The organism is uncultured Jatrophihabitans sp., from assembly GCF_964251945.1.
Taxonomy (GTDB): domain Bacteria; phylum Actinomycetota; class Actinomycetes; order Mycobacteriales; family Jatrophihabitantaceae; genus Jatrophihabitans.
The window spans coordinates 214739-240380 of the sequence record NZ_CAXULP010000003.1; the positions used below are offsets into that span (position 1 = coordinate 214739).

At 71.1% G+C, this 25642-nt stretch carries 29 protein-coding genes and 4 tRNA genes; 10 read left to right on the forward strand and 23 right to left on the reverse strand.

From position 1 onward, the window contains the following. Positions 1-15 precede the first annotated feature (15 nt). Positions 16-615, forward strand: coding sequence for a helix-turn-helix domain-containing protein (locus tag ACFFBG_RS08505; RefSeq protein WP_375478153.1), 600 nt, complete (start codon positions 16-18; stop codon positions 613-615). Between the two features lie 288 nt (positions 616-903). Here the strand turns inward: ACFFBG_RS08505 and ACFFBG_RS08510 are convergent, their stop codons facing one another. After that, positions 904-1575, reverse strand: coding sequence for a TetR/AcrR family transcriptional regulator (locus ACFFBG_RS08510; protein WP_375477631.1), 672 nt, complete (start codon positions 1573-1575; stop codon positions 904-906). A 51-nt stretch (positions 1576-1626) separates the two neighbouring features. Between ACFFBG_RS08510 and ACFFBG_RS08515 the strand changes: the two genes are divergently transcribed. Next, entirely contained in the window at positions 1627-2139 is a 513-nt protein-coding gene (locus tag ACFFBG_RS08515; protein ID WP_375477633.1) for an ester cyclase, read from the forward strand. 266 nt (positions 2140-2405) lie between these two features. Here ACFFBG_RS08515 and ACFFBG_RS08520 read toward each other — a convergent pair whose 3' ends face one another. The 8 genes from ACFFBG_RS08520 to ACFFBG_RS08555 form a co-directional block, all read right to left on the reverse strand. After that, complete coding sequence (locus ACFFBG_RS08520; protein ID WP_375477635.1) at positions 2406-2543, reverse strand: hypothetical protein; 138 nt, start codon at positions 2541-2543, stop codon at positions 2406-2408. Positions 2544-2601: 58 nt separating this feature from the next. Next, on the reverse strand, positions 2602-2997 hold the full coding sequence (locus ACFFBG_RS08525) for a type II toxin-antitoxin system VapC family toxin (RefSeq protein ID WP_375478155.1): 396 nt from the start codon (positions 2995-2997) through the stop codon (positions 2602-2604). A 19-nt stretch (positions 2998-3016) separates the two neighbouring features. Next, the gene (locus tag ACFFBG_RS08530; protein ID WP_375477637.1) at positions 3017-3247 is read right to left on the reverse strand and encodes a hypothetical protein; all 231 of its coding nucleotides are present in this window, start codon (positions 3245-3247) and stop codon (positions 3017-3019) included. A gap of 7 nt (positions 3248-3254) precedes the next feature. Next, the gene (locus ACFFBG_RS08535) at positions 3255-3611 is read right to left on the reverse strand and encodes a DUF6247 family protein (RefSeq protein ID WP_375478157.1); all 357 of its coding nucleotides are present in this window, start codon (positions 3609-3611) and stop codon (positions 3255-3257) included. 567 nt (positions 3612-4178) lie between these two features. After that, positions 4179-4263, reverse strand: a tRNA-Ser gene (locus ACFFBG_RS08540). Between the two features lie 25 nt (positions 4264-4288). After that, positions 4289-4732: a nucleoside deaminase gene (locus ACFFBG_RS08545; protein WP_375478159.1), complete on the reverse strand. Its 444-nt coding sequence runs from the start codon at positions 4730-4732 to the stop codon at positions 4289-4291. 62 nt (positions 4733-4794) lie between these two features. Next, positions 4795-5286 carry a tRNA adenosine deaminase-associated protein gene (locus ACFFBG_RS08550; RefSeq protein WP_375477639.1) on the reverse strand — a complete coding sequence of 164 codons (492 nt, stop codon included), beginning with the start codon at positions 5284-5286 and terminating at the stop codon, positions 4795-4797. Continuing rightward, positions 5283-5774, reverse strand: a complete 492-nt coding sequence (locus ACFFBG_RS08555; protein WP_375477641.1) for a tRNA adenosine deaminase-associated protein — start codon at positions 5772-5774, stop codon at positions 5283-5285. Before ACFFBG_RS08555 ends, ACFFBG_RS08550 begins: the two co-directional genes overlap by 4 nt. Positions 5775-5919: 145 nt before the next feature. On the opposite strand from ACFFBG_RS08555, the gene ACFFBG_RS08560 reads away from it, so the two are divergent. The 5 genes from ACFFBG_RS08560 (at position 5920) to ACFFBG_RS08580 (ending at position 8009) form a co-directional block, all read left to right on the forward strand. Beyond that, positions 5920-6987 (forward strand): prephenate dehydrogenase, encoded by a 1068-nt coding sequence (locus ACFFBG_RS08560; RefSeq protein WP_375477643.1) that lies wholly within the window; start codon positions 5920-5922, stop codon positions 6985-6987. Positions 6988-7032: 45 nt separating this feature from the next. Further along, positions 7033-7105, forward strand: a tRNA-Glu gene (locus ACFFBG_RS08565). Positions 7106-7149: 44 nt separating this feature from the next. Next, positions 7150-7226, forward strand: a tRNA-Asp gene (locus tag ACFFBG_RS08570). Continuing rightward, a complete protein-coding gene (locus ACFFBG_RS08575; RefSeq protein WP_375477645.1) occupies positions 7226-7915 on the forward strand; it encodes a sirohydrochlorin chelatase in 690 nt (229 codons plus the stop codon). Before ACFFBG_RS08570 ends, ACFFBG_RS08575 begins: the two co-directional genes overlap by 1 nt. Positions 7916-7932: 17 nt before the next feature. Beyond that, positions 7933-8009, forward strand: a tRNA-Phe gene (locus ACFFBG_RS08580). A 44-nt stretch (positions 8010-8053) separates the two neighbouring features. Here ACFFBG_RS08580 and ACFFBG_RS08585 read toward each other — a convergent pair. The 5 genes from ACFFBG_RS08585 to ACFFBG_RS08605 all read right to left on the reverse strand — a co-directional run bounded on the left by ACFFBG_RS08585 (position 8054) and on the right by ACFFBG_RS08605 (position 12881). Beyond that, positions 8054-8458: a Crp/Fnr family transcriptional regulator gene (locus ACFFBG_RS08585; RefSeq protein ID WP_375477647.1), complete on the reverse strand. Its 405-nt coding sequence runs from the start codon at positions 8456-8458 to the stop codon at positions 8054-8056. A gap of 40 nt (positions 8459-8498) precedes the next feature. Beyond that, positions 8499-10265 (reverse strand): MDR family MFS transporter, encoded by a 1767-nt coding sequence (locus ACFFBG_RS08590; RefSeq protein WP_375477649.1) that lies wholly within the window; start codon positions 10263-10265, stop codon positions 8499-8501. Next, a complete protein-coding gene (locus tag ACFFBG_RS08595) occupies positions 10266-10811 on the reverse strand; it encodes a MarR family winged helix-turn-helix transcriptional regulator (protein WP_375477651.1) in 546 nt (181 codons plus the stop codon). It abuts the gene before it with no gap. A gap of 76 nt (positions 10812-10887) precedes the next feature. Continuing rightward, a complete protein-coding gene (locus tag ACFFBG_RS08600; protein WP_375477653.1) occupies positions 10888-12546 on the reverse strand; it encodes an AMP-binding protein in 1659 nt (552 codons plus the stop codon). A 125-nt stretch (positions 12547-12671) separates the two neighbouring features. Beyond that, complete coding sequence (locus ACFFBG_RS08605; RefSeq protein ID WP_375477655.1) at positions 12672-12881, reverse strand: BldC family transcriptional regulator; 210 nt, start codon at positions 12879-12881, stop codon at positions 12672-12674. 325 nt (positions 12882-13206) lie between these two features. Between ACFFBG_RS08605 and ACFFBG_RS08610 the strand changes: the two genes are divergently transcribed. Beyond that, complete coding sequence (locus ACFFBG_RS08610; RefSeq protein WP_375477657.1) at positions 13207-13404, forward strand: DUF3073 domain-containing protein; 198 nt, start codon at positions 13207-13209, stop codon at positions 13402-13404. Between the two features lie 251 nt (positions 13405-13655). On the opposite strand, the gene purM is transcribed toward ACFFBG_RS08610, so the two are convergent. The 8 genes from purM to ACFFBG_RS08650 form a co-directional block, all read right to left on the reverse strand. Then, positions 13656-14717: a phosphoribosylformylglycinamidine cyclo-ligase gene (gene purM / locus ACFFBG_RS08615; RefSeq protein WP_375477659.1), complete on the reverse strand. Its 1062-nt coding sequence runs from the start codon at positions 14715-14717 to the stop codon at positions 13656-13658. Positions 14718-14793: 76 nt separating this feature from the next. Next, a complete protein-coding gene (gene purF, locus ACFFBG_RS08620) occupies positions 14794-16341 on the reverse strand; it encodes an amidophosphoribosyltransferase (protein WP_375477661.1) in 1548 nt (515 codons plus the stop codon). 60 nt (positions 16342-16401) lie between these two features. Then, positions 16402-17178 (reverse strand): sterol carrier family protein, encoded by a 777-nt coding sequence (locus tag ACFFBG_RS08625; RefSeq protein WP_375477663.1) that lies wholly within the window; start codon positions 17176-17178, stop codon positions 16402-16404. Beyond that, a complete protein-coding gene (purL, locus tag ACFFBG_RS08630; RefSeq protein ID WP_375477665.1) occupies positions 17175-19505 on the reverse strand; it encodes a phosphoribosylformylglycinamidine synthase subunit PurL in 2331 nt (776 codons plus the stop codon). The genes ACFFBG_RS08625 and purL overlap by 4 nt, the downstream gene beginning before the upstream one ends. After that, complete coding sequence (gene purQ, locus ACFFBG_RS08635) at positions 19505-20176, reverse strand: phosphoribosylformylglycinamidine synthase subunit PurQ (protein ID WP_375477667.1); 672 nt, start codon at positions 20174-20176, stop codon at positions 19505-19507. The genes purL and purQ overlap by 1 nt, the downstream gene beginning before the upstream one ends. Before the next feature lie 14 nt (positions 20177-20190). Continuing rightward, entirely contained in the window at positions 20191-20424 is a 234-nt protein-coding gene (gene purS, locus ACFFBG_RS08640; protein ID WP_375477669.1) for a phosphoribosylformylglycinamidine synthase subunit PurS, read from the reverse strand. A 121-nt stretch (positions 20425-20545) separates the two neighbouring features. Next, a complete protein-coding gene (locus tag ACFFBG_RS08645; RefSeq protein WP_375477671.1) occupies positions 20546-21109 on the reverse strand; it encodes an NADPH-dependent FMN reductase in 564 nt (187 codons plus the stop codon). A gap of 97 nt (positions 21110-21206) precedes the next feature. After that, positions 21207-22118 carry a phosphoribosylaminoimidazolesuccinocarboxamide synthase gene (locus tag ACFFBG_RS08650; RefSeq protein WP_375477673.1) on the reverse strand — a complete coding sequence of 304 codons (912 nt, stop codon included), beginning with the start codon at positions 22116-22118 and terminating at the stop codon, positions 21207-21209. A 446-nt stretch (positions 22119-22564) separates the two neighbouring features. Between ACFFBG_RS08650 and ACFFBG_RS08655 the strand changes: the two genes are divergently transcribed. Next, the gene (locus ACFFBG_RS08655) at positions 22565-23575 is read left to right on the forward strand and encodes a LuxR C-terminal-related transcriptional regulator (RefSeq protein WP_375477675.1); all 1011 of its coding nucleotides are present in this window, start codon (positions 22565-22567) and stop codon (positions 23573-23575) included. Between the two features lie 55 nt (positions 23576-23630). After that, positions 23631-24116, forward strand: coding sequence for a hypothetical protein (locus ACFFBG_RS08660; RefSeq protein ID WP_375477677.1), 486 nt, complete (start codon positions 23631-23633; stop codon positions 24114-24116). 112 nt (positions 24117-24228) lie between these two features. On the opposite strand, the gene ACFFBG_RS08665 is transcribed toward ACFFBG_RS08660, so the two are convergent. After that, positions 24229-25584, reverse strand: a complete 1356-nt coding sequence (locus ACFFBG_RS08665; RefSeq protein WP_375477679.1) for an amidase — start codon at positions 25582-25584, stop codon at positions 24229-24231. Between the last annotated feature and the right edge of the window lie 58 nt (positions 25585-25642).

Sequence of the window (25642 nt, forward strand, 5' to 3'; positions counted from 1 at the left end):
GGCCGGGCCGCGGAGATCGGCGGCACCCAGACCGAGGCGCAGAGCCTCGAGCAGGTGATCGCCCGGCAGGTGCGCGCGTACCGGCAGGCGGCTGGCCTGTCGGTCGCCGAGATGGCGCATGTCGTCGGCATCTCGAAGGCGATGTTCTCCAAGATCGAGAACGCCCAGACGTCGTGCAGCCTGACCACGATCGGACGGCTGGCCGCCGGGCTCGGCGTGCCGGTGTCCGCGCTGTTCCGCGGCCTGGACGCCGACCTCGAGGCGGTGTTCACGCCGGCCGGGCACGGCGCGCGGATCGTCGGCCGGGGCACCCGGGTGCATCACGAGTACACGCTGCTCGGCGCCCTGCGCGGCGCGCACAAGCGGATGGAGGCCTCGCTCGTGACGCTGACCGAGGCCAGCGAGGTGTTCCCGCTCTTCCAGCACGCCGGCACCGAGTTCCTCTACATGCTCGAGGGCGTCATCGTCTACGGGCACGGCAAGAACTCGTTCACGATGCGCCCGGGCGACGCGCTGCAATTCGACGGCGAGGCGCCGCACGGCCCGGCGGAGCTCGTCGAGCTGCCGATCAAATTCCTGTCGATCGTCGCCTACGGCGAACTGCCAGAACACTGACCTCTCGACGGCGCAGGATCGGCTTCGTTGGTCACGGGCCGTGCGCTGATCAGCGCATGCCGCCAAGGTGGAGGGCACCAGCGAAGGACGGGACCTACAGATCCATGACGAGTCGCAGCGCTGCCTCGACCTGGCGGAGTTCGCCGAGTTGTAGATGCGCGACGAGATCGCCGAGACGCGCACGAGCTGACGCTCGTGCACTACGACGCCGACTTCGACATCGCCGGCGAGGTGATCAATTTCGATCGCCAGTGGGTGGCGCCACGCGGCAGCCTTGCGAGACACCGGCTAGTCACCAATGAGATGGGTGACGAGGGTTCTACCGAGCCAGTCGGTGTAGGTGGGAAGGCTCCAGCCGCGCTGGAGCACGAGGAGGTCGTAGATCTCGACCGAGATGCAGGTCCAAAGGACGTCGCGCGCTGCGTCGGGGTCGGCTCGTAGTTCGCCGGTGGTCGCGAGATGGCCGGCCAGCATTCCCATGCCGGTCAGACGCTGTTCGGCGAGTTGATCCCAGAGCCGGCGCAGGTCGGGGTCGCTTGCGGCACCGTTGCGGATGACGATCTGAATCGCCGCCGAGCGCTGTGCCCGGACAGCTGCCTGTTCGGCGTACATGAGGAGCTTCCGGCGAAGGTCGGGTTCTTCCCGAATCGCCGTGGCCTCCGCGCGGTCGGGCACGGCCACCGGCTCGTCGTCGCCGGCGATCACGACGTCGAAGACTTCCTTCAGCAGCGCGGCCTTGCTGCCGAAGCTCTTGTAGATGCTCTCGGGAGAAACTCCCGCCGCGCGCGCGACATCGACGATCGTGGTGGCGGTATAACCGCGTTCCTCGAACAGGTGTCGGGCGGCGTGCACTACGTCCCGACGTCTTTCGCGGGCCCGTTCGCGTCGGCGACTGACGTCGTAGGAGCGCCTGTCCGTTGCCGGGCGGCGTGCGGCGCCAGGGTTGACATCGTCTGGCATCGAAGCCATCCTATCTTTCATTACTGTCCAACTTTACCGAAAGCGGCGGCCATGTCCCTGACAACTTCTGCGACGGGTGACGTCGCGCTGCGCAGCTTGTCGATCATGGCGGACGGCGATCTGACGGACTTCGAGGCCGTGATCGCTCGCGACGCCGTCAATCGGGAGGACATCATCGAGCCGCCCGGGTGCCGTGTCGGGGGGCCAGACGGGTTCCACGCGACCGCGCTCTGGCTGCGTTCGGCGTTCGCCGACCTGTCCCACGAGCTGCACCACGTCGTCGTGCAGGACGATCTCGTGGTCATCGACGCAACGATGAGCGGTCGGCACACCGGCGACTTCGTGACCTATACGGGTGATGGCGAACTCGATCGCGTCTGGGCACCCACCGGCAGGTCGTTCGCGGTCCGCCAGACGCACTGGCAGCACGTCATCGACGCCAAGGTTACCGAGCACTGGGCGGTGCGCGACGACCTCGGCCAAGGTCTGCAGCTCGGGTGGATGCCGCCCACACCGCCGTACCTCATCCGCTGCGCCCTCGCCAAACGGCGCCACCGTCGATGATCATGGCAGCGCCGCGTGCCAGCCTGTCCGCAAGTGCACCGCACTGTCACCCCTAGCGGCTCGGCGGCGACGTGTGAACCAACGCGGGGTGCCTGGAGCGACGAGGTCGCCGTCGACCCGAACGGCGGTGCGATCAGCGCCGCCGACTACGCCCAGGGGGTCGTCGACCTAATCGAGCAGGGCGGCCACCGCAGGGAACAGGTCAATCTCGGCACTAGCGACTGCCGCCGTTGTCGCCTGCCGCGCCAACCCCGCGCGGGTCGGCCTCACCCCATCAGCGAGTTGTCATGCCCGGACTGCCGATCGGCCCCGCCGGCGTACTGACCGAGGAACAGGACCTCACCACGCAACGCAACGCGTTGACCGAGCTCAGCGCCGACGTCGATGGTGTCTACGTCGACCACGGCCTGAGGGGGGCCCGTTCGGGGATCTTCAACCGGTGCTCCGGGTCCGGCTGGCGCTTCAGCGCAAGACGCGGATCGCGCAGCGGGGGCCGGTTGCGTTGGCCAGCCGCCCATCGACGGTGACCAGTTCGCAGTCCAAGTGCTCGGCGAGTGCGACGTAGCAGGCGTCGTAGGCGCTGACATTGGCACGCAGTTCGAAGGCGCGTGGCATGAGGTGCAGCGTCGCGGCACGCTCGAAGCCGAGTTGCTGGAGGTGGGCGATGGCGGCGGCGAAACGCTGATCGGTGAGCGTGCGGCGCAGCCACCGCTTGCGCAGCACCGACACTGTCTCGACGTCGATGAGGTCGGGGGCAGCGATGTCTCCGGCGGCGCGTAGCTCGCTGCGAGCGGTTTCTCCGTCCTTCTCGTCGTCGGCCAAAGCGTTCGCCAAAACGGACGCGTCGACGATGATCACGCGGCGCGCGAGGGAGTTGTCACCGCGCGGAGCGTTCTTCGTCCAGGTCGGCGGCGGCCGTGGCGAAGCCGACACGGCCGCCGCGCTGGTCCTCTACGTCGTTGAGGACGTCGGCGATTGAGCGGCGTGCGGCCAGGTGTCGGAGCTCGGTGGATAGGTATTGCTGCAAGGACTGGTGGCGCTGCTCGGCTTTGCGCTGTAGCGCACTGTGGACTTCTTCTGGGACGTCGCGGACCAGTACGTTAGGCATGCTTGCATTATGCTTGCAACAGTGGGGGAAGGCAAGGCCCCTGCATCCGCGAGCGGATCGATGACCGGGCTGCTGGGGTCCAACCGCCATGCTCGTCGCGGGCCCGCAACCCGTTCGGCTGCCCGGCCCTGGCTCGCCGCAGCATTGCTTGTTCCTCGTTAGTCAGTGGATTGGCGACGATGGTGGCGCGGCTGTGCCAGCGGCGCAGCACCTCGTCGATCCGAGCCACGTCGAGGTCATCACTGGCGCGAGCCAAGGCATTGCGAAGCTCAGCCTCGAAGTGGGGGCGCTCCTGCGGGGTGTGCTTGTCAAGCGCGGCGCTGATGCCTGGCCCGGAACGCTCCACCACTGTCGCCGTCGCCATGGTCACCGAACGAGTATCCCGCGCCTCAGTCGCTTCGCCAGTCGCCGTGCCGATTGCCGATCGTTGACCAACACAGCGTCGACGAGGGTCTGCAAAGCCAAGCGTCCGATCGTCAGTCGAATTCAGTTGGTGGGCGTGGGTCACGATGATGCGCAAGGGCCCGCTGCAGTTGCGCATTGTGACGCGGCCGACCGAGAGCTCGGGGAGGGTCATCCAACTTGAACCACGCGACGTCGAGCGTCTCGAGTGGTTCCGCAGCCTGGGCTCGCCGTCAGCTACGGAGCACAGGAAGAACAATTCGTAGACGTGCACAGCAAGAGGCGGGACGTTGCCGATCCCTCGGCCTAGATGATCTGAAGGGCAGCGTTCGATTTCAAAGAACGCGTCGTGGAAAATGCGCCTCCGAGCCAAGACTCCGGTCTCTGCTGGGTTCGTGTCGATCCGCAATCAGACTTGGAGAGCGTCGAACAGCCGGCGTAGTCAGCAAATCGTCTCCGCCCCAACCCATTCGACCGAGCGAAGACTGGCGCGGAGCGCCGAAACCCTTGTGGGATGAGGGTTTCAGGGCGGTGGCGGTGGGATTCGAACCCACGGTGGTGTTACCCACACACGCTTTCGAGGCGTGCTCCTTTGGCCGCTCGGACACGCCACCGCCGGAAAGGCTACACGGGCGGCCGTCAGCGGATCTCGGCGAAGAACTCCGTCAGCAGCGCTGCGCACTCCGCCGCCCGGACGCCGCCGAAGACCTCCGGGCGATGGTTGAGCCGGCGATCCCGAACGACGTCCCACAGTGAGCCGACCGCGCCGGCCTTCGGGTCCCACGCGCCGAACACCAGCCGCGCGACCCGGGACAGCACCACCGCGCCGGCGCACATCGTGCACGGTTCCAGCGTGACGACGAGCGTGCAACCGGTGAGTTGCCAGTCGCCCAGCGCGGCGCCCGCCCGGCGCAGCGCCAGCACCTCCGCATGCCCGGTGGGGTCGGCGCCGATCTCGCGTTCGTTGCGAGCGGCGGCGAGCACCGTGCCGGCCGGATCCAGCACGGCCGCGCCGACCGGGACGTCGCCGCTGAGCAGCGCGTGCCGGGCGACCGCCAACGCCGGATCGAGCGCGGCGAGCACGTCGGCGGGGTAGCCGCGCCGGCCGCCGTCCGGGGAGTCGGTGGCGCCGCCAGGTGCGCCGGTCACCCGCGCAGGTCTTCGAAGACCTCGCCGGCGCCCGCCTTCTCGCACACCGCCACGAGCAGGTCCACCGGCAACGTGCCGGGGTGCGCGCACATCGCCAACAGGTCGGCCGCGGAGACGCCGAGGTCGCCGACGATGTCCGGGTCGCCGAACGGCGCGCTGTCGTGCGCGGGCGCGACGCTCGCCAACGGGTCGTCGGCCAGCTCGTCACCGCCGATCTCGGCAAGCTCCTCACCGACCACCGCGGCGACCGGGTACGCGTCGGCCGCGTGCCCGTCGGACAGGAACGCCCGTGGCTCGTCCTGGCCGTCGTCGAGCCGGACCAGCGCTGCGTACTCGTCGTCCTGTTCGACGAGGAGCAACCGGACCTCGCCGCTGTGGTCGCGCAGCACGTCGCCCAGGTCGCCGACGGACTCGCAGTCCGACAGCTCCGCCGTCGCGCCGCGCCAGCGGTCGTTCGCGCGGGTCAGGACCGCGGCGAAGTAGCTCACGGCGCGGTCGCGGCCAGCGCCGCATCGCTCGCGGTGGCGTATTCGTCGACGATGTCCAGCCGCTCGGCGATGGCGTCAAGCATCTCCTCGGGCAGCGCGTCGAGGTCGTCCAGGATCTCCTCCATGTCCTCCTCCGGCAGGCCCAGGTCGGTGAACAGCTCGAGGTCGCCGACCGGCCAAATCTCGTCCAGCTCCTCGTCCGCCGGCGGGTCCTCGCCGAGCTTGGCGATCGCCTGCTCGGCGAGCGGGAACTCGACGGCGGCGGTGAGGTCGGACAGCAGCAGCGAGAGCCGCTTGCCGTCCTGGCGCGCGATCAGGAAGAACTCCTCGTCCACGCAGGCGATGACGAACGGGCCGCCTTCCGGCGGTTGCGAGCGCAGCGCGGCGAGCAGCACGCCGAGGTCGTCGAGCACGGCGGGGGGCAGCGGATCGAGCCGCCACCGCGAACCGTCGCGGTGGGCTGCGACCGCGTACCCACGTTCGGCCAACTGTCTCGCCCCCTCTGCCTTCGACGACTGTCGTACGACGGATTCCGATCCTGGCACGCCCACGCACGTGTCGGAAGGCGCGAACACGCAGGCGTTACCGTCGCGTCGTGGATGCACAGCAGCGGCGTCGCAGGCTGGCGCTGGGATGAGGCCGGACCGGCACGCGCCGGACCGCCGGCCGGACCGGCTCGGTGGCGGCTGGCCGGCCGACTGGTTGGGCGGGGCCCCACGGGTCGCCGTGCTGGGCATCGGCCTGATCGGCGGCTCGGTGCTGCAGGCGGCGGCGCGGGCCGGCGCGGAGGTAGTCGGGATCGATCCCGATCCCGGGACGGCCGCCGCCGCCGCCGCGGCGGGTTTCGAGGTGGCCGACGACGTCGGCGCGGCGGTGCACGGCGCGGACCTCGTCGTGCTCGCGATGCCGCTGCCCGAAGTCGAGCCCGCGCTGCGGTCCGTCGCCGCGCTGCTGTCGCCGGACGCCGTGCTCACCGACGTCGGCACGTTGAAGCAGCCGGTGCTCGCCGCGGTGCGCGCGCACCACCCCCGGGCCGCGTTCGTGGGGGGTCATCCGCTCGCCGGGGTGGAGGAGACCGGTTGGGCCGCCGCGGACCCCGACCTGTTCCGCGACGCGCCCTGGGCGCTGACGTTGGAGCACGACACGCGGCTCGACGCGTGGCTGCGCGTTGCGGACTTCGTCTGCCGGTTGGGCGCCCGGCCGGTGCCGACGAGCGCCGCGGAGCAGGACGCCGCCGTGGCCCGGGTGATCGGATTGCCGCATGTGCTCGCCGAGGCGCTGGCGCTCACCGGACTCGCCGGCGGCCCGCTCGGCCTGTCCCTGGCGGCCGGCTCGTATCGCTCGGGCTCGCGAGTGGCGCGCACCCGGCCGGAGCTCGTCACGACCTGGTGCGACGACAACCCCGCGCTCGTGACCGCGCTCGACGACGCGATCGCCCATCTGCGCGAGGCGCGCGACGCGCTGGCCCAGCACTCGTCGATCCTGCCGCTGGCGCAGGCCGGCCACCGGGCGAGGATGGAGTGGGAGCAGCGCGGGGGCACCCAGGTCGTCCTGGCCGCGGACGCGCCGCAGCTGCGCGAGCACGGCGCGCGCGGCGGCTGGCTGACTGCTGTCGAGCGCGACCCAGCCGGCGTGGTGCGGCTGCGCGGCGTGACGCCGACGGTCGTCCCCTATACTGGGCAGGTCCGCCAACGGGGCTAGCATGATGCGGTTCGCGTAAGCGCTCGCCACCCGAGCACTCCCGCCGCCCTCATCGTCTAGAGGCCCAGGACGCCGCCCTTTCAAGGCGGTAGCACGGGTTCGAATCCCGTTGGGGGCACCTGCTTTCCTAGAGTAATTGGTCACCCGGTCACGGCCGGTTCAGGCCCCGTAGCGCAGCTGGTTAGCGTGCCGCCCTGTCACGGCGGAGGTCGCGGGTTCAAGTCCCGTCGGGGTCGCCATGCACGAGCGGTTGCTGGTCGTCGCTCACGGCACCGCCTCGCCCGTCGGCATCGCCACCACCGAAGGCCTCGTCGCGGCGCTCGCCGCCGCGCGGCCGGACTTCCCCGTCGAGCTCTGCTACCTCGACGTCGCCGAACCGCGACTGCCCCAAGTCTTGGACGACCGGCCGACGATCGCGGTGCCCCTGCTGCTGTCCACGGGCTATCACGCGCAGGCCGACATTCCGGCTGCCTGCTCGCCTTATCCGGCGGTCCGCGTCGCCCGGCACCTCGGCCCGCACCCGCTGCTGGTCGAGGCGCTCGTCGATCGGCTCGCGGAGTCCTCGCCCGACCCGGCGGCGTCGGTCGTCCTGGCCGCCGCCGGGTCCAGCCGCGCTGAGGCCGCGACCGAGCTCGCGCAGACGGCGCAGCTGCTCGCCCGGCGGCTCGGCCGGCCGGTCGAGACGGTGACGGTGGCCGACGACCTGCCGGCGTTCTTTGCGAATCGGGCCCATCCGCTCGCGGTGTCGACCTACCTGCTCGCCGAGGGGCAGTTCCTCAGCACCCTCGCCGGCGCAGTCGCCGCAGTCGGCGCAGTCGGGAGCGCCGTCGCGCCGCCGTTGGGCGTGCATCCCGCGCTGGTGCGGCTGGTCTGGCAGCGCTACGACGAGGTGCGCGCGCCCGGTAGACTCTCGCCCGTCGCCGACTGACGCGGGCGATGAGCATCGGCCAGGTAGCTCAGTTGGTACGAGCGTCCGCCTGAAAAGCGGAAGGTCGGCGGTTCGACCCCGCCCCTGGCCACCACACGAGGCCGACAGCCACGCCAGGCCGCTGCTGTGGCTCGCGCGTCAGGATCCGCTGTGCGCGTTATAGACCTCGCGGAACGCCTCGGCCAGCTTCGGACGCTTGTCCAACAAGGGCCGCAGCCGGTCGTTGTCGACGCGCAGCCCGGCCACCTTCGTGGACGAGGTCACCGTCGCCCGGCGCTGACCCCCGCCCAGCAACGCCATCTCCCCCACGACGTCGCCCGGACCGACCGTCGCGATCTGGTCGCGCTGGTGGAACACCCGCGCCTCGCCGTCGGTGAGGACGTAGCAGGCGTCGGCCGGAATGCCCTCTTGCACGAGCGGCCAGCCGGCCGGCAACGAGAAGTCGCTGCCCGCCTCCACGAGGGCCTTCACGTCGTCCTTGCCGCAGTGGGCGAAGGTCGGATACCCGCTGATCGTGCCCACCAGGTCCCGATTACCGGCCACGTTGTGCTCCCTCGCTCGCGGCTGAAGACGTGAGGGCAGCCTAGTGCGCCGGGCGTTCGGCGCCACTCGAGGCGGCGGGCGGGGTTTCCTTGTCGCTCGGCGCCCCTTCGGCCGCCAAAGTCGACGCCGACGTCGAGACCGAGGTCGAGTCGACAACGGGGGTGCTCGACGCCGCGGCAGCCTCGGCGGCGCGGCGCGCGTCCTGTCCGGACACCGTCCGCAACGGCACCTCCTTGATCATCGCGGACAGCACGATGGCCGCGACCAGCACGATGGCGCCGACCAGGAACACCAGGTCCATCGCGCTCGAGAACCCGATGAGGAACGGGTGGGTCAACGTCGCGTCGAGGCCGTGCAGGAACGACGTGTCGTTCAGCCCGCTGCTGCCGGTGATCTTCTCGAGCTGGCCGGGGTGCGCGGCGGCCGCAGCCTGAAAGGCCGGATCGGATTTGGCCTTCGCGTATTGGCCGGCCACCCGGGTGGCCGCGCTCGAGAACAGGATCGACAGGAAGACCGCAGTGCCCAGCGACCCGCCGACCTGCCGGAAGAACGTCACCGCAGACGTCGCGACGCCCATGTCCCGCGGCTCGACCGCGTTCTGCATGGCCAGCACGATGCTCTGCATGTTCATCCCCAGGCCGAAGCCGAAGATCGCCATGTAGAGGTCGGTCTGCCACAGCGCCGTGTCGGCCCCGATCTGCGTCATGGTGGCCAGGCCGAGCACCATCAGCACCGACCCGATCACCGGAAAGATCTTGTACCGCCCGGTGCGCGAGGTGATCTGGCCGGCGATCAGCGACGCGCTCATGATGCCGGCGACGAGCGGCAGCAGCAGCAGGCCGGACTTGGTGGGCGACGCGCCCTTCACGATCTGCAGGTAGAGCGGAATGCAGGACAGGCCGCCGAACATGCCCATGCCAATCAACGTCGCCTGCGCCGAGCCGACCGAGAACACCTTGTTCCGGAACAGCCGCAGCGGCAGCAGCGCGTCATCGCCGGCGCGTCGTTCGGCGGCGATGAACGCGACGACGCCGACGACGCCGAGCAGGTAGCAGGAGAACGCGCCGACCGAGGTCCACCCCCAGGTGCGGCCCTGCTCGGCGATGATCAGCAGCGGGACGAGGGCGACGACGAGCATGCCCGCGCCGGTCCAGTCGATGTCGTGGTGGCGGCGGTTGTGGTCGAGCTTGAGGACGGCCTGCACGACGACCAGTGCGAGGATGCCGATCGGCACGTTGACATAGAAGATCCAGCGCCAGCCGCTGAAACCGAGGATCGAGTGGGTGCCGGCGAAGAAGCCGCCGACGACCGGGCCGAGCACCGACGACGTGGCGAAGACGGCCATGAAGTAGCCCTGGTAGCGGGCCCGCTGCCGCGCCGGGATGATGTCGCCGATGATCGCGAGCGCCAGGGGCATGATGCCGCCGGCGCCGATGCCCTGGAAGGCGCGGAACGCCGCCAGCATGTACATCGACTGGGCGAGCCCGCACAGCGCCGAGCCGACGATGAATATCGAGATCGCGAGCATGAAGAACGGCTTGCGCCCGTAGATGTCCGACAGCTTGCCGAACAACGGCGTCGCGATCGTCGACGTGATCAGGAAGGCCGTGGTGACCCAGGCCTGCGCGGACAGGCCGTCGAGGTCGTCGCCGATGGTCCGGATGGCGGTCGAGACGATCGTCTGATCCAGCGCGGCGAGGAACATGCCGAGCATCAGGCCGGACAGGATCGTCATGATCTGCCGGTGGCTCAGCCCGCCCTCCTGCGCTGGCTTGGCGACGGGCGGCGTGGCGGTTGACGCGGACATTCAGTGATCGCTTTCTGGGTTCGAGGTCGGTGTGGCCGGCTGGGCGGGCGGCCGGGCGCCTGGCCACGAGGGGGACTGGGCGTTCACGTAGTCGTCGCCGAAGCGGCGCAGCGCCTCGCCAAAAGCGGCGAGCTCCTCGTCGGTCCAGTCGGCGAGCAGCGCTGCGAAGTGCTGGTTTCGCAGCTCGTCATGCCGGGCGAGCAGCGCGGCGGCGGCATCGGTGAGGACGAGCAGGCTCGCCCGGCCGTCGGCCGGATCGGACTCGCGTTCGAGCAAGCCGCCCTTGACGAGCTCAGCGACCTGCCGGCTCACAGTCGAGGGGTCGGAGTACAGGTGTTCGGCGACGGCGCTGGCCCGCAGCGGCCCCTCGTTCTGCAGCAGCCGCAGGATGATGTGCGCGGAGCGCTCGGCGTCGCCGACCTCGTCCAGGAAACGCGCGCGCGCCTTGTTCGACGCCCGGATCAGGCGGATGAAATGGTTTGCGACGGTCGACACGCGTTGCCGCCGCGCGACATCCGCGATCGGACGCTGCGCTACATCGGTCACCACGACTCCGGTTGCTTGTGGCACTCAACTAGTTGTTACCAGGCAAGCATGTACCCAGATCGCGCGGTGCGCAAGCTCAGGCCGGTCGGCCGCCCGCCGAAGGAGGCACGCCCAGCAGCTCCGCCGCGGCGGCGCGCATCTCCACCTTGCGGACCTTTCCGGTGACGGTCATCGGGAACTCGTCCACCACGTGCACGTACCGCGGGATCTTGTAGTGCGCGAGCTTGCCGGCGCAGAATTCTCGCAGCGCCGGCGCGGAGAGCTCCGCCGCGCCCGGCCGAAGCCGCACCCACGCCATCAGCTCCTCGCCATAGCGCTCATCCGGGACGCCGATGACCTGGGCGTCGACGATGTCCGGATGGGTATAGAGGAACTCCTCCACTTCCCGCGGGTACACGTTCTCCCCGCCGCGGATGACCATGTCCTTGATCCGGCCGACGATGCTCACATAGCCCTCGTCGTCCATCACCGCGAGGTCCCCGGTGTGCATCCAACCGCTTCGCAGCACCTCGGCCGTCTTCGCCGGCTCGTCCCAATACCCGATCATCACCGAGTAGGCCCGGGTGCACAGCTCGCCGGTCTGCCCGCACGGCACCGGCAGGCCGGTGTCCTCGTCTGCCACCATCACCTCGACGTGCGGGTGGACGCGGCCGACCGTCGAGGTGCGTCGATCGAGGCTGTCGTCCTTGCGGGTCTGGGTGGAGACCGGCGAAGTCTCCGTCATCCCGTACGCGATCGTCACCTCGGCCATGTTCAGCTCGGTGATCACCCGCTTCATCACCTCGACCGGACACGGCGAGCCCGCCATGCAGCCGGTGCGCAGCGAGGACAGGTCGTAGGTCGCCAGGTCGGGCAGCGCGAGCTCGGCGATGAACATCGTCGGCACGCCGTAGAGCGAGGTGCAGCGCTCCTGCTCGACCGCGCGCAGCGTGGCTGCGGGGTCGAAGGCCGGCGCGGGGATCACGATGCAGGCGCCGTGCGACGTCGACGCCAGATTGCCCATGACCATCCCGAAGCAGTGGTAGAAGGGCACCGGCACGCAGATCCGGTCCTGCTCGGTGTAGCTCATGCCCTCGCCGACGAAGAAGCCGTTGTTCAGAATGTTGTGCGAGCTGAGCGTCGCGCCCTTCGGAAAGCCGGTCGTCCCCGAGGTGTACTGGATGTTGATCGGGTCGTCGAAGGACAGCGTCGCCGAGCGCTCGACCACCCGGTCGGGGTGGACGTCCGCACCTGCGGCCAACAGCGCGTCCCAGCTGGGGTCGGCGAGATAGACGACGTGGCGCAGGGCCGGAAGCTGCGCGGCCACCTCGTTCACCATCGCTCGGTAGTCGCTCGCGCGGAACTCGAGCGCCGAGATCAGCAGGCTCACCCCTGCCTGACCGAGCACGAAGCCGAGCTCGGACGTGCGGTAGGCCGGGTTGACGTTGACCAGGATCGCCCCGACGCGGGCGGTGGCGTACTGGACGAGAAACCACTCGGCGCTGCTCGGCGCCCACATGCCGACCCGGTCGCCCTTGGCGACACCGCGCGCCAGCAGGCCGCGGGCAAGGTCGTCAACGGCTCGATCGAGCTCGTCGTAGGTGTAGCGAGCGCCGCTCGCGACATCGACGAGCGCCTCGCGGGCACCGTGCTCAGCGACGATCCGGCGCAGGTTCGCATCGATCGTCTCGCCGAGCAGCGGACGGTCAGCGAGCCCGTTGGAATAGGACGGCCGGCCGGCCGGCGAGGACTGCACGCCTGCAGAGCCTAGGTGAGCGCGGTCACAGGCGCGCTAGCGACCCCGGTCGAACATGACGCCGCCCCCGAGCCCAGCAAGGGCTCGGGGGCGGCGATGGTGCGGGTGCTGCTTGTGCGACTGTGTCAGGCGTCGACCGTGGCCGTGTTGCCGTCAAGCAGTGAGCGGACCTCGGACTCGCGGTAGCGGCGGTGGCCGCCGAGCGTGCGGATCGAGGTGAGCTTGCCGGCCTTGGCCCAGCGGGTCACAGTCTTCGGGTCGACGCGGAAAAGCGTTGCGACCTCCGACGGCGTGAGCAGTGCCTCAGTCTCCGGGCGGTGACGAACCGTCGTCATAGTTTGTGTCCCTCCAGATATGTCACACGGAGTCCAATTTCCGCGCTGACCCGCCAAGTATGCCGAGGGTGAAGTTCGCCCAGCTATCGCTTAGCGTTCAACTGTCCACTGTGTGCCACCCCGGGGGTCCGTGTCCGGTTTGCGGTGGTCCCGATTCGGACATTTCGGGAATACGCCACAGCCGGCGCGGGATGCGTCCGCGGTCAGCTGCGGAGTACGCTGGCCGCACGAGATGACAACTTTCCCGCACGACCTCGCTCGGCAGCCAATGGCGCTCTGCAGCGAGACACTCGGCGGATGAGCGTGCGAGCGAGGGGGTCGAGCCATGGGGCGCGGCCGGGCTAAGGCCAAGCAGCAAAAGGTGGCCCGAGAGCTGAAGTACAACGCGCATTTCACTGATCTCGACGCGTTGCAGCGTGAACTCGGCGTCGCGGACTCGGTGAACGGCGTGAACGGCGCGCACGCGCCGGCCCAGGACTCCGACGAGGACGAGTACGACGACTGGACCGGCACCGAGCGCTGAGCATGGCGACGGTCACGGCCGTCGCCATCTCGGCAGGATGCTGACTGCCGTTCACTCACCGGCGCGCTTGGCAGAGTCGGGCGCTGCCGTCCAGCGGCCGCAGGTCCCGCACCCATAAGGGCTTTCGTCCCGTCGAGGTGCGCAGGTGCGCAACTCTCAATACCCGGATAATCCGTGACAGCCATATTGCGGTCATCTCGCGTGAAACGTCCAGGTCGCGCTCGACCGTGGCATGGCCGGGCCGCGGTCTATCAGCTCGCGGCGAAAGCTCCCACGAGTTCGACGGACGGCGGGGCCGACGGCGACGAGGCCGCGTCAGTGGCACCGACCTGCCACGCCGGAACGCCGCGAGCCGCCAACAGGTCGAGCGCGTCGCCGGCCCGCTCAGGCGCCAGGACAGCCATCATGCCGACGCCCATGTTGAAGGTCTCGTCCATGTCGGCTTGGGCGAGGTCGCCGGTCGTGCGGAGGAGTTCGAAGATCGGCTGCGGCGCCCATGTGGCGCGGTCGACGACCGCCCGCACGCCATCCGGCAGGACCCGGATCAGGTTGCCGGCCAACCCGCCGCCGGTGATGTGCGCGAACGCGTGCGCGCCGCATTCGGCGGCCAGCGCCAGGCAGTCGGCGGCGTAGATGCGGGTGGGCACGAGCAGCTCGTCACCGAGCGTCCGGCCGCCCAGCAACGCCGGCCGGGCGGCCAGCGAGAGCCCCGCGGTGTCCAGCAGCACGTGCCGCACCAGCGAGTAGCCGTTCGAGTGCAGCCCCGAGGACCCCAGCGCGATGAGCACGTCGCCGGGCACGACGCGCTCCGGACCGAGCACCGCGTCGGCGTTGACCACTCCCACGCCGGTGCCGGAGATGTCGTAGTCCGCCGGGCGCATGACGCCGGGATGCTCGGCGGTCTCGCCGCCGACCAGCGCGCAGCCGGCCTGCACGCAGCCTTCGGCGATACCGCCGACGATCGTCGCTATCTTCTCCGGCACCACCTTGCCGGTGGCGATGTAGTCGGTGAGGAACAGCGGCTCGGCGCCGACCACCACCAGGTCGTCGACGACCATGGCGACCAGGTCGATGCCGATCGTGTCGTGCCGGTCGAGCGCCTGAGCGATCGCCAGCTTCGTGCCGACACCGTCGGTCGAGCTGGCGAGCACCGGATTCGGGTATCTCGTGAGATCGAGCTGGAAGAGCCCGGCGAATCCGCCCAGGCCGCCCAGCAGCTCTGGACGCCCGGTCCGCTTCACCGAGTCCCGCAACAACTCGACGGCGCGCTCGCCCGCGGCGATGTCGACGCCGGCGGCCGCGTAGCGGCTCACCCGCGAAGCCCGGCGGTCGTGCCGCCGGCGGTCGTGCCGCCGGCGGTCGTGTCGCCGGCGGTCGTGTCGCCGGCGGTCACGGCCGCGACAAGGCGTCTTCGGCGCCCCAGCCCGACGATCGGGTCGAGTGCGGTGACAGGTCGGCCGGCTGGGCGCCTTCGAGCCGCTGCGCGGACTTCTCGATGCCCTCCAGCACGTGCTTGCCGACGAGGTCCGGCAACTCGATCGGGTACACGCCGTCGAAGCAGGCGCTGCACAGCCGCGTCTTCGGCTGCTCGGTGGCCGCGATCAAACCCTCGAGCGAGACGTAGCCGAGGGAGTCAGAGCCGATCGAGGCCCGGATGCCCTCGTTGTCCAGGCCGTTCGCGACCAGCTCGGCGGGCGAGGCGAAGTCGATGCCGTAGAAGCACGGCCACTTGACTGGGGGTGAGGAGATGCGCACGTGCACCTCGACCGCGCCGGCTTCGCGCAGCATCCGCACGAGCGCGCGCTGGGTGTTGCCGCGCACGATCGAGTCGTCGACGACGACGAGCCGCTTGCCGCGGATGACGTCGCGCAGCGGATTCAGCTTCAGCCGGATGCCGAGCTGGCGGATCGTCTGCGACGGCTGGATGAAGGTGCGTCCGACGTAGGAGTTCTTGACCAGGCCGAGGCCGTACGGGATGCCGGATTCCTCGGCGAACCCGATGGCCGCCGGTGTGCCGGACTCCGGCACTGGGATGACCAGGTCGGCCTGCGCCGGGTGCTCGCGCGCCAGCCGTCGGCCGACGGCGACGCGCGCGGAGTGCACGCTGCGGCCGGCGATCGTGGTGTCCGGCCGGGCGAGATAGACGTACTCGAAGACGCAGCCCTTCGGCTCGGCCGCCGCGAAGTGCTGCGAGCGCAGGCCGTCCTCGTCGATGGCGATGAGCTCGCCGGGCTCGATCTCGCGCACGAAGCTCGCGCCGACGATGTCCAGCGCCGCCGTCTCCGACGTCACGACCCAGCCGCGCTCGAGCCGGCCGAGCACGAGCGGGCGAACGCCCTGCGGGTCGCGCGCGGCGTAGAGGGTGTGCTCGTCCATGAACACGAGCGAAAACGCGCCGCGCAAGCGCGGCAGCACGTCCATCGCCGCCTGCTCGACGCTGACGTCCGGGCGGGCGGCGAGCATCGCGGTGAGCAGTTCGGAGTCGGTGGTGGCCCCGAGCGAGCTGCGGATGCCCAGCGCGCGAGCCTCCACGGCGAGCTCGGCGGTGTTCACCAGGTTGCCGTTGTGGCCGAGCGCCAAGCCGGTGCCGGCTGGCGTGGTGCGAAAGCTCGGCTGCGCGTTCTCCCAGGTGCACGAACCGGTCGTGGAGTAGCGGGTGTGCCCGACCGCGATATGCCCTTGCAAGGTGGTCAGCGTCGACTCGTCGAAGACCTGCGACACCAGGCCCAGGTCCTTGTAGACCACCAGCGAGCCGCCGTCGCTGACGGCGATGCCGGCGGCTTCCTGTCCGCGGTGCTGCAGCGCGTACAGCCCGAAGTAGGTCAGCTTCGAGACCTGCTCGCCGGGCGCCCAGACGCCGAACACGCCGCATGCGTCCTGCGGCTGCTTGTCGTCAGAAAGGAGGTCGTGGGTGAGCTTGCCGTCGCCTCTCGCCACGCGTCCTAGTGTACGGAACGGCGGCGGTGAGCCCCGCGACGCGCGGACAACTCGCAGGGTTCAGAGGACGGGCAGGTACGGCGTCAGGTCGGCGCGGTTGCCGCTCGCGCGGGCCTTCGCCGCCACGACCGCGTCCGCGAAAGGCAGCCGGCCGGTCGCCAGACGCAACCAGGTCACCGCGTCGGTCTCGACGACGTTCGGCGGCGTGCCGCGCGTGTGCCGCGGCCCGGCGATCGCCTGCACCGCGACGAACGGCGGGATCCGCAGCTCCACCGACCGGCCCGGCGCCTGCGCGGCAAGCAGATGCGCGAGCGCGCGCACGGTCTCGGCGAGCGCCGGCCGCAGCAGCGGCGCCGGGTCTTGTTCGGGCAGCGAGCGGGACAGGTCGTCGGCGTGCGTCACCAGCTCGATCACCCGAGACGTCGTCCAGTCCAGCGCCGTCAACAGCCCGCGCGGACCCTCCACCACGGCCCGGTCGGCAACCTGAGCGCCGGCCGCGCGGATCTCCGCGCCGGTGCGCAGGGCCGCGCGCAGCTCGGCCGGCGTCGCGGCCTCGCCGGCGGACCGGCCGTGCGCGGCGATCTCCTGCGCCGCGGCCCGGTAGCCACGGACATAGTCGGCGAGCGACGCCGCGACGTCGCCGCGGGCCGGCGCCCGCAGCCGCGCGGGCAGGTTGTCGTTGCTGCGCGCGAGATGGGCGACCAGCGCGCCCACGGTCCACCCGGGCAGCGCCGACGGCCGCGCGAAGTCGACGTCCGGCACCTCGACCAGCCACTCGACCAGCGCGTCCAGCTGCGCGGCGTATGCCTCGAGCAACGCCGGCAGCCGGCCGCTCACCGCTCGAAGCGGCGCGGCAGCGTGCCGGCCCAGGCCTCCCGCAGCTCGCGCAGCGGAATCCTGAACTGGCCTTGCACGTCCAGCTCGGCCACCAGCAGGTCGATCACGCCGATCCGCGCGGCGGGCAACCCGCGCGCCGTGCAGACGTCGGTGAAGCGCACTTCCTCGCTGCGTGGGACGCTCACGACCGCCCGGCCGGCCGACTCGCTGAACAGCGCGACGAACGGATCGGCGCCGTCCGGCAGGACGATGCGCGCGCCGGCGTCTCGCCGCAGGCAACACTCGACCAGCGTCTGGGCCAGGCCGCCGTCGGCGAGGTCGTGCGCGGAGTCGATCAGCCCGTCCCGCGAGGCGTTGATCAGGACGTCGGCCAGCAGCCGTTCGCGTTCCAGGTCGACGGCCGGCGGCAGGCCGCCGAGGAACCCGTGCGTGACGTGCGCCCACTGCGACCCGCCGAACTCGTCCAGGGTGTCGCCGAGCAGGTAGATCAGAGCCCCGTCGCTGGCGAAGGCCTGCGGCGTGCGGCGGCGGACGTCGTCAAGGACGCCGAGCACGCCGATCACCGGGGTGGGCAGGATGGCGGTCGTCCCGGTCTGGTTGTAGAAGCTGACGTTGCCGCCGGTCACCGGCACGCCGAGCTGCTGGCAGCCGTCCGCCAGACCCCGGACGGCCTCGGCGAACTGCCACATGACGCCCGGGTCCTCGGGCGAGCCGAAGTTCAGGCAGTTGGTCACCGCGAGCGGCCGGGCGCCGGTCGTCGCGACGTTGCGGTAGGCCTCGGCGAGCGCGAGCTGCGCGCCGGCGTAGGGGTCGAGGCGGGCGTAGCGGCCGTTGCCGTCGGTCGAGATCGCGATGCCGCGGGTGGTGGAGTCGTCGAGCCGGATCACCCCGGCGTCTTCGGGCGCCGCCAGCACCGTGTTGCCCTGCACGTACCGGTCGTACTGGTCGGTGACCCAGGACTTGTCCGCGAGGTCCGGCGCGGCGATCATCCGCAGCAGCGTCGCGCGCAGCTCCTCGCTGCGACGCGGCCGGGGCAGGCCTTTGCCGTGCACGCCGACCACGGCGTCCTGGTCGAGCGGCCGCTCGATCGGCCGGCGGTAGACCGGGCCGTCGTGCGCGGCGGTGCGCGGCGGCAGGTCGACGATCTGCTCGCCGTGCCAGCTCATCCGCAGCCGGCCGCCGCGCGCAGCCTCGTCCGGAGTCACCGCGGCGACCTCGCCGATGACGGTCGCGGTCACCTCCCATTTCGCGCAGACGGCGAGGAACTCGTCCAGCCGCTCCGGCGCGACGACGGCCATCATCCGTTCCTGCGACTCGCTCATCAAGATCTCTTCGGGCGCGAGCGTCGGGTCGCGCAGCGGGACGAGGTCGAGGCGCACATCCATGCCGCCGGCGCCGGCCGCCGCCAGCTCGGTGGTGGCGCAGGACAGGCCGGCCGCGCCGAGGTCCTGGATGCCGACGACGAGATCGGCGGCGAAGATCTCCAGGCAGCACTCGATGAGCACCTTCTCGGCGAACGGGTCGCCCACCTGCACGCTCGGCCGCTTCGCCGAGCCTTCGGCGTCGAAGGTCGCGCTGGCGAGAACCGACGCCCCGCCGATGCCGTCGCCGCCGGTGCGCGCGCCGAACAGCACCACCTTGTTGCCCGGGCCGTCGGCCTTGGCGAGCTTGATGCCGTCGGCGCGCAGGACGCCCACGCACAGCGCGTTGACGAGCGGGTTGCCGGCGTAGGTCTCGTCGAAGTACACCTCGCCGCCGATGTTCGGCAGGCCGAGGCAGTTGCCGTACCCGCCGACGCCGGCGACGACGCCGGGCAGCACGCGGGCGGTGTCCGGCGCGTCGAGCGGGCCGAAGCGCAGGCTGTCGAGCACCGCGACCGGGCGCGCGCCCATCGTCAGAATGTCGCGCACGATGCCGCCGACGCCGGTCGCCGCGCCCTGGTAGGGCTCGACATAGGACGGGTGGTTGTGCGACTCGATCTTGAAGGTGACCGCCCAGCCGTCGCCCACGTCGACCACTCCGGCGTTCTCGCCGGGCCCGACCAGCAACACCCCGGACGCCTTTGCCGGACTCTTCTCAGCGAACTGGCGCAGATGCACCTTCGACGATTTGTACGAGCAGTGCTCGCTCCACATGACCGAGTAGATGGCCAGCTCGCTGCTGGTCGGCCGACGGCCGAGGATTTGCCGAACCCGCTGGTACTCCTCGTCGGCCAACCCGAGTTCGCGGTAGGGCTGCGGCTGCTCGGGCGTCTTCGCGGCCTGTTCGACGGTGTCGACTCTGGGGTTGTCGACTCTGGGGGTGTCGACTCTGGGGTTGTCGACCATCAGGCCGGCACCCCGAGGACCGAGCGGAAGAACGCCAGCCCGTCGGCGCTCGGGCCGGTGAGCGGGTCGATGGCGTGCTCGGGGTGCGGCATCAGCCCCACCACGTTGCCGGCCTCGTTGGTGATTCCGGCTATCCGGCGGTAGCTGCCGTTGGGGTCGTCGCCGAGGTAGCGCGCCACCACGCGGCCGGTCGCCTCGAGCTCGTCGAGGGTCCGCTCGTCGGCGACGTAGCCGCCCTCGCCGTTCTTGAGGGGAATGACGACGTCCTGCCCGGCCGCGTAGCCAGACGTCCAGCGCGTCCGGTTGTTCTCGATGCGCAACACCTGGTCGCGGCAGACGAACTTGCGTTGGGCGTTGCGGATCAGCGCGCCCGGCAGCAGATGCGCCTCGCACAGCACCTGGAAGCCGTTGCAGACGCCGAGCACCGGCATGCCCTGGCGAGCGCCGTCGACGATCGACTGCATCGCCGGGGCGAACCGCGCGATCGCGCCGCAGCGCAGGTAGTCGCCGTAGCTGAACCCGCCCGGCAGGATGACCGCGTCGACGTCGTGCAGCCACGGGTCGGCGTGCCACAGCGGCACCGCCTCGCCCCCGGCGGCGCCCACCGCCCGCAGCGCGTCGCGGTCGTCCAGGCTGCCGGGGAAGGTGACCACACCAACGCGAGACGGCACGGCCCAAAGGTTACTCAGCCGTGGTGGACGCTGAAGTTCTCGATCACCGGGTTCGCGAGCAGCGTGTCGGCCAGCCGGACGACGGTCGCGTCGTCGAGGTCGTCCTCGACATCGAGCTCGAAGTGCTTGCCCTGGCGCACGTCGCGCACGCCCGCGATGCCGAGCCGGGCCAAGGCGCCGACGATGGCCTGGCCCTGCGGATCCAGGATCTCCGGCTTGAGCACGACGTCGACGACCACGCGAGCCACGGGTGCTCCTTCAGCTCAGACGGATGCTGCCTGCACCCTATCGGCGCCGCCTGACCTACGACTTGTCCTCGCTTCAACGGCGTCCGGCACGCCGAAGCGAGGACAACTTCGCAAGGGCTGGTCAGTGGGCAGCGCGCAGCGGCGCGAGCGCCACCGCATAGCGGGCGAGCTCGTCGAGCATCGGCTTGACCGAGCCGGCGACGACCTCGGTCGGCTCGAAACCGTCGTCCGTGATCATCGTTGCGACCCACGGGACCGGGACGCCTTCGACCACGGGCGTCGCGCGCAGCGTCGCCAGCACCGCCTTGAGGTCGTGCACGGCGCGGACGCCGGCGGCCAGCCCGCCGTAGCTGACGAAGCCGACCGGCTTGTACGCCCACTCCCGCTGCAGGAAGTCGATCGCGTTCTTCAACGGCGCGGTGTAGCTGTGGTTGTACTCCGGGTGCACGAACACGAAGGCTTCCGCGCTGTCGACGCTGGCGCTCCAGTTCTTCGTGTGCTCGTGCTCGTAGCGGGCGAGGCGTGGATGCGCCGCCTCGTCCAGGAACGGCAGCCGGAGCTCGGCGAGGTCGGCGACCTCGACGTCGAACGCGCCGTGCTCGCGCGCCCGGCCGACGAACCAGTCGCCGACCTTCTTGCCCACCCGACTGGGCCGGGTGCTGGCGATGATGACGAGCAGCTTCATGCGAGTTGCCCTCCTAAGTCCGGCCAAGCCTGGGTCGGCCGAGCCTGTCGCCAACCTAGGACGACGGTAGTTGATCACTCAACTTATGCGGCGAACCTCACGCCGACCAGTCGGCGAACCGCCGGCCGGTGAGCCGCTCGTAGGCCTCAACGTACCGATCGCGGGTGGCCGCCACGACGTCGTCGGGCAGCGGCGGTGGCGGCGCGTCGGACGCGCGGTCCCAGCCGGAAGCCGGCGACAACAGCCAGTCGCGTACGTACTGCTTGTCGAAGCTCGGCTGCGGCCGGCCCGGCCGCCAGTCGTCGGCCGGCCAGAACCGCGACGAGTCCGGCGTCAGCACCTCGTCGCCCAGGGTGAGTTCGCCGCTCGCCGGGTCGCGGCCGAACTCGAACTTCGTGTCGGCCAGCAGCAGGCCGCGATCCGCGGCGATGACGGCGGCGCGGCGGTAGATGCGCAGCGTGAGGTCCCGCAGCTCGGCGGCGGTCCGCTCGCCGACTGCCGCGGCGACCTCGTCAAACGTCACATTCTCGTCGTGCTCGCCGACCGCCGCCTTGGTCGCCGGGGTGAAGATCGGCTCGGGCAGCCGGGCGCCGTCGGCCAGCCCGGCCGGCAAGGGAACGCCGCAGACGCTCCCGCTCGCGCGGTAGTCGAGCACCCCGGAGCCGGCGAGGTAGCCGCGCGCGACCGCCTCGACCGGCACCATGTCCAGGGCCCGGCACACCGTGGCCCGCCCGCGCCAGGCGGCCGGCAGCAGCGGGTCGTCAAGCGCGATCAGGTGGTTCGGGACTTCGGCCAGCTGCTCGAACCACCAAGCCGACAGCGCGGTCAGGATTCGGCCCTTGTCCGGGATCGGGGTCTCCAGGATGTGATCGAAGGCGGACATCCGATCGCTGGCCACCATGACGAGCCGGCCGTCGGCGCTGCGATACAGCTCGCGCACCTTGCCGCTGTGGACGTGGACCAACCCGTCCGGGACGCCGTCCGAGGCGCCCTGCGCCGGTGCGGTCATCGTTCGATCCTCGCAGAACGCGACGACGCGGCCGGCGCGCGCGGCCGGACCGGCGCGTGGCGAAGCCGACGGCGTTCAGAACCACCAATCGGCCGGACGGACCTGCGTCGAGGGGACTTTCGCGACCTTGTGCGTCGAGGCAGACGACGCCGCGGGCGACGCGCCAGACGATGCGACCGACGATGCGACGGCCACCGGCGCCACAGCCAGCCCGACCCCGCACAGCGCGACGAGCTCCGCGCAAAGCCGTCGTAGCCTGGACGCTCGCATTGGCACCCTTTCGTCGTCGCAGGACCGTTCGGTCACGGCCCGTCACCGGCAGGACGGCAAACCTCACCGCTAGGCCATAGAATCAAGGCACTTCGGGCGGATTTCCAATCGATGTACTGGCAGGTAGCTGCCTGGCACGAACTCACGTTCCTTCGACGAGCGGCGGAGAGCGGCACATGGGCCAAGTCGGCCAGCTGAGCGAGGCAGAAGTCGCGCTGTACCGCCTCGTGCTGGGCACCGAGCACGCCGGGGCGCGGCAACTCGCCGAGCAGCTGGGCCGCACGGTCGACGAGATCGACAAGTCGGCCGCCCGCCTCGCGGAGTTCGGCCTGCTGCGGGTCGGCGACGACGACGTGCTGACTGCGGTGAGCCCAATGCTGGCCGAGGCCACCGTCCTCGGGGCCGAGGATCTGGAGCTCGCCGCGCGCCGGGCCGCCGTCGAGCAGCGCCGAGACACCATCCGGCGCCTGGTGCCGGATTGGAACGACCTGCTCACCGCCCGCCCGGGGGAGACCGCCGTCGAGGTCATCGACGACCAGGGCGAGATGGCGAACGTGCTGATGCACTATGCCGACCGCTCTGAGCGGGAACTGCTGTCGGTCGCGCCCGGCCGGCTGCCGTCGACCCGGATGGACGGCCGAACCCGCGTCGCCAACGCGTACTCCGCTCGGCGCGGCATCCGGACCCGCGCGCTGTACCAGCACACGGCGCTGCGCGACCGGGCCACCCGCGCGTATCTCCACGAGCTGGCCGGCAACGGCGCGAAGATCCGGTTGGCTTCGTCGGTGCCCGGCCGCAGCCTGGTCATCGACCGTGCGATCGCCCTCCTGCCCATCCCGACCAGCGAGTCGGGCCGGCACGGACTCGCGATCGTCCGCGAGCCGAACGTCATAGCTTGGGTGGTCGCGACGTTCGAGCAGCTGTGGGCCGAGGCCTCTCCGCTCGAGGACGTCCTGAACAAGCAAGCCGAAGGCGAGAACGAGATCGACGAGACCCGGATAGCCATCCTGCGGCTGATGGCCGAAGGCGAGAAGGACGAGACGATCTCGCGACGGCTTTCGATCTCGGTGCGCACCTGCCGCCGGCACATCGCCGACTACATGGCCCAGGTCGGCGCAGGCAGCCGGTTCCAAGCCGGGGTGATCGCCGCCCGGGCTGGGCACACGGACCCGGTGCCGACGCGCTGATGTCTTCGCCGGCGCCACGTCGAGCGGCATCCGCTCGCCGGTAGCGTCGGCAGGCGTGTTGATCCTGGCGATCGTGTTCGCCGGCACGACGTTGACCGCGCTCGGCGCGCTGGGCTACCTGCTGCTGCGCATGTCCGCGCAGCCGCGGCCGGACCCGACGCTGGCGCGCAACCTCGATCGCGCGCTCGCCGGACCGACGTCGTCGAGCTCGCCGCGGCGGGTGATCACCGTCGAGATCCGCAACCCGATCGAGCTCGCCGCCGGTCGCGGCCGGCTGGCCGGGATCGCTGGCTCGCTCGCCCCTGGGCTCGTCCGGCGGTTGGTGTACGACCAGACGATCAAGCACCTGCGCGACCAGCTGGCCGCCGAACGGGTGGTCGCCGACGTGCGGCTGCACGTGATCGCGCCGAGTCCGCCGCCGCTTCGCCCGGCGGTCCGGCCCACCCGGGACGCCGCTGCGCGCGACGACGCCGGCACGGACCACGCGTTGGTCGATCTGCGCGAACACGATGACGAGGACGCGCCACGGCGCGGCGGCTGATCGGCGCGACCGCGCGGGGTCTGATCGGCGCGACCGCGCGGGGTCTGATCGGCGCGACCGCGCGGGGTCTGATCGGCGCGACCGCTGAGCCGACCGGTCGGCTGCTCGCGCGTCAACCGGCCGGCGGCGCGACCCGCGGCCAGGGCCGCAGCCGCTCCAGCTCGCGAGCGGCGGCGAGCAGCTGGCTTTCCGCGCCTGGCTTGCCGACGAGCTGCACACCCAAGGGCAGGCCGTCCGGGCCGAGACCGGCCGGCACGTTCATCGCCGGCCACCCGGCGACGTTCCACGGCGCGGCAAACGGGGCGTAGCGCAGGTTGGCGGCGACGTTGCGCGTCCACCCGCGCCGGGACCAGGCGGCGGCCTCGAGCGGCGATCGGGCCAGCGCCGGCGTGAGCAGCAGGTCGTACTCGGCGAAGAAGTGCTCGACGGCCGTCTGCCAGCGACGTCGACCGCGGTCGCGCGGCAGCTTCACAGTGCGCGCCGCCCGGCCGAGCGCGGCGTGCCGACGGGTGCGCGCCGGCAGCTCGCTGCGATCGCGCAGCAGGTCCGCGTCGCCGGCCGCGCCGACGATCCAGCGAAGAAACGTCTGCAGCGCAAGACCCTGGTCGTACGGCGGCGCGGCAGAGCTGACGACATGCCCGTCGGCCGCGAGCAGGTCGGCGGTCTCGACGGCGGCCGCCCGCCAGTGGGCGTCGACCCGAAAGCCGCGGACGGGCGTGCGCGTCGACACCGCGATCCGCAGCGCCCCCGGGGAGGTGCGCCGCGCCAGGCCGGGGCGGTCGGCGAGCACGGACAGCATCAGCGCGGCGTCCTCGACGGTCGTCGCGAGCGGCCCGTTCTCGGCCATGCCCAGCCACGAGTCGCGCCCGAGGTCGGACGGCACGACGCCCGCGCCGGGCTTGAGCCCGACCAGGCCGCAGCACGCAGCCGGGATCCGGATCGACCCGAGGCCGTCATTCCCCAGCGCTAGCGGAACCGCGCCGGCGGCGACCGCCGCGGCCGAGCCGCCGGACGAGCCGCCGGGGCTGCGGCTGGGGTTCCACGGGTTGCGGGTGATGCCGAAGACGGAGTCGGTCGCGCCGAAGACACACAGGTCGGGCACCGTGGTGAGCCCGACGACCACCGCGCCGGCGGCGCGCAGCCTGCGCACGACCTCGTGGTCGGCGCGCTGGGGCGACGGGTCGCTGCCGCTGGTGCCGTCGCGCATCGGCTCGCCGGCGACCGGCACGTTGTCCTTGATCGCGATCGGCACGCCGGCCAGCGGCAGCTCAGCGCGGTCCGGGCGGGCGTCGACCTCGTCGGCTTCGCGCAGCGCCGCGAAGACGCGCACCTCCTGGAAGGCGTGCAGCCGGTTGTCGACGGCCTCGATCCGGCTCAGCGCGTCTTCGACGGCGCGCCGCGCAGTCAGGCGGCCGGCGCGCACCGCATCGGCGATCTCGGTCGCGGTCGGAGCTGCGGTGTCGGTCATGGCGAAACGATATGGGCCGCCGTCCACCAGCCGCCGTCCACCAGCCGCCGTCGACCGG

Excerpts from the sequence above, each read along its gene's own strand:
- ACFFBG_RS08510 (WP_375477631.1), bottom strand. The coding sequence starts at position 1,575 with ATGCCAGACGATGTCAACCCTGGCGCCGCACGCCGCCCGGCAACGGAC.
- ACFFBG_RS08515 (WP_375477633.1), top strand. The coding sequence starts at position 1,627 with ATGTCCCTGACAACTTCTGCGACGGGTGACGTCGCGCTGCGCAGCTTG.
- ACFFBG_RS08530 (WP_375477637.1), bottom strand. The coding sequence starts at position 3,247 with ATGCCTAACGTACTGGTCCGCGACGTCCCAGAAGAAGTCCACAGTGCG.
- ACFFBG_RS08535 (WP_375478157.1), bottom strand. The coding sequence starts at position 3,611 with ATGGCGACGGCGACAGTGGTGGAGCGTTCCGGGCCAGGCATCAGCGCC.
- ACFFBG_RS08560 (WP_375477643.1), top strand. The coding sequence starts at position 5,920 with ATGAGGCCGGACCGGCACGCGCCGGACCGCCGGCCGGACCGGCTCGGT.
- ACFFBG_RS08575 (WP_375477645.1), top strand. The coding sequence starts at position 7,226 with ATGCACGAGCGGTTGCTGGTCGTCGCTCACGGCACCGCCTCGCCCGTC.
- ACFFBG_RS08590 (WP_375477649.1), bottom strand. The coding sequence starts at position 10,265 with ATGTCCGCGTCAACCGCCACGCCGCCCGTCGCCAAGCCAGCGCAGGAG.
- ACFFBG_RS08605 (WP_375477655.1), bottom strand. The coding sequence starts at position 12,881 with ATGACGACGGTTCGTCACCGCCCGGAGACTGAGGCACTGCTCACGCCG.
- ACFFBG_RS08610 (WP_375477657.1), top strand. The coding sequence starts at position 13,207 with ATGGGGCGCGGCCGGGCTAAGGCCAAGCAGCAAAAGGTGGCCCGAGAG.
- purL (WP_375477665.1), bottom strand. The coding sequence starts at position 19,505 with ATGGTCGACAACCCCAGAGTCGACACCCCCAGAGTCGACAACCCCAGA.
- ACFFBG_RS08645 (WP_375477671.1), bottom strand. The coding sequence starts at position 21,109 with ATGAAGCTGCTCGTCATCATCGCCAGCACCCGGCCCAGTCGGGTGGGC.
- ACFFBG_RS08650 (WP_375477673.1), bottom strand. The coding sequence starts at position 22,118 with ATGACCGCACCGGCGCAGGGCGCCTCGGACGGCGTCCCGGACGGGTTG.
- ACFFBG_RS08655 (WP_375477675.1), top strand. The coding sequence starts at position 22,565 with ATGGGCCAAGTCGGCCAGCTGAGCGAGGCAGAAGTCGCGCTGTACCGC.
- ACFFBG_RS08665 (WP_375477679.1), bottom strand. The coding sequence starts at position 25,584 with ATGACCGACACCGCAGCTCCGACCGCGACCGAGATCGCCGATGCGGTG.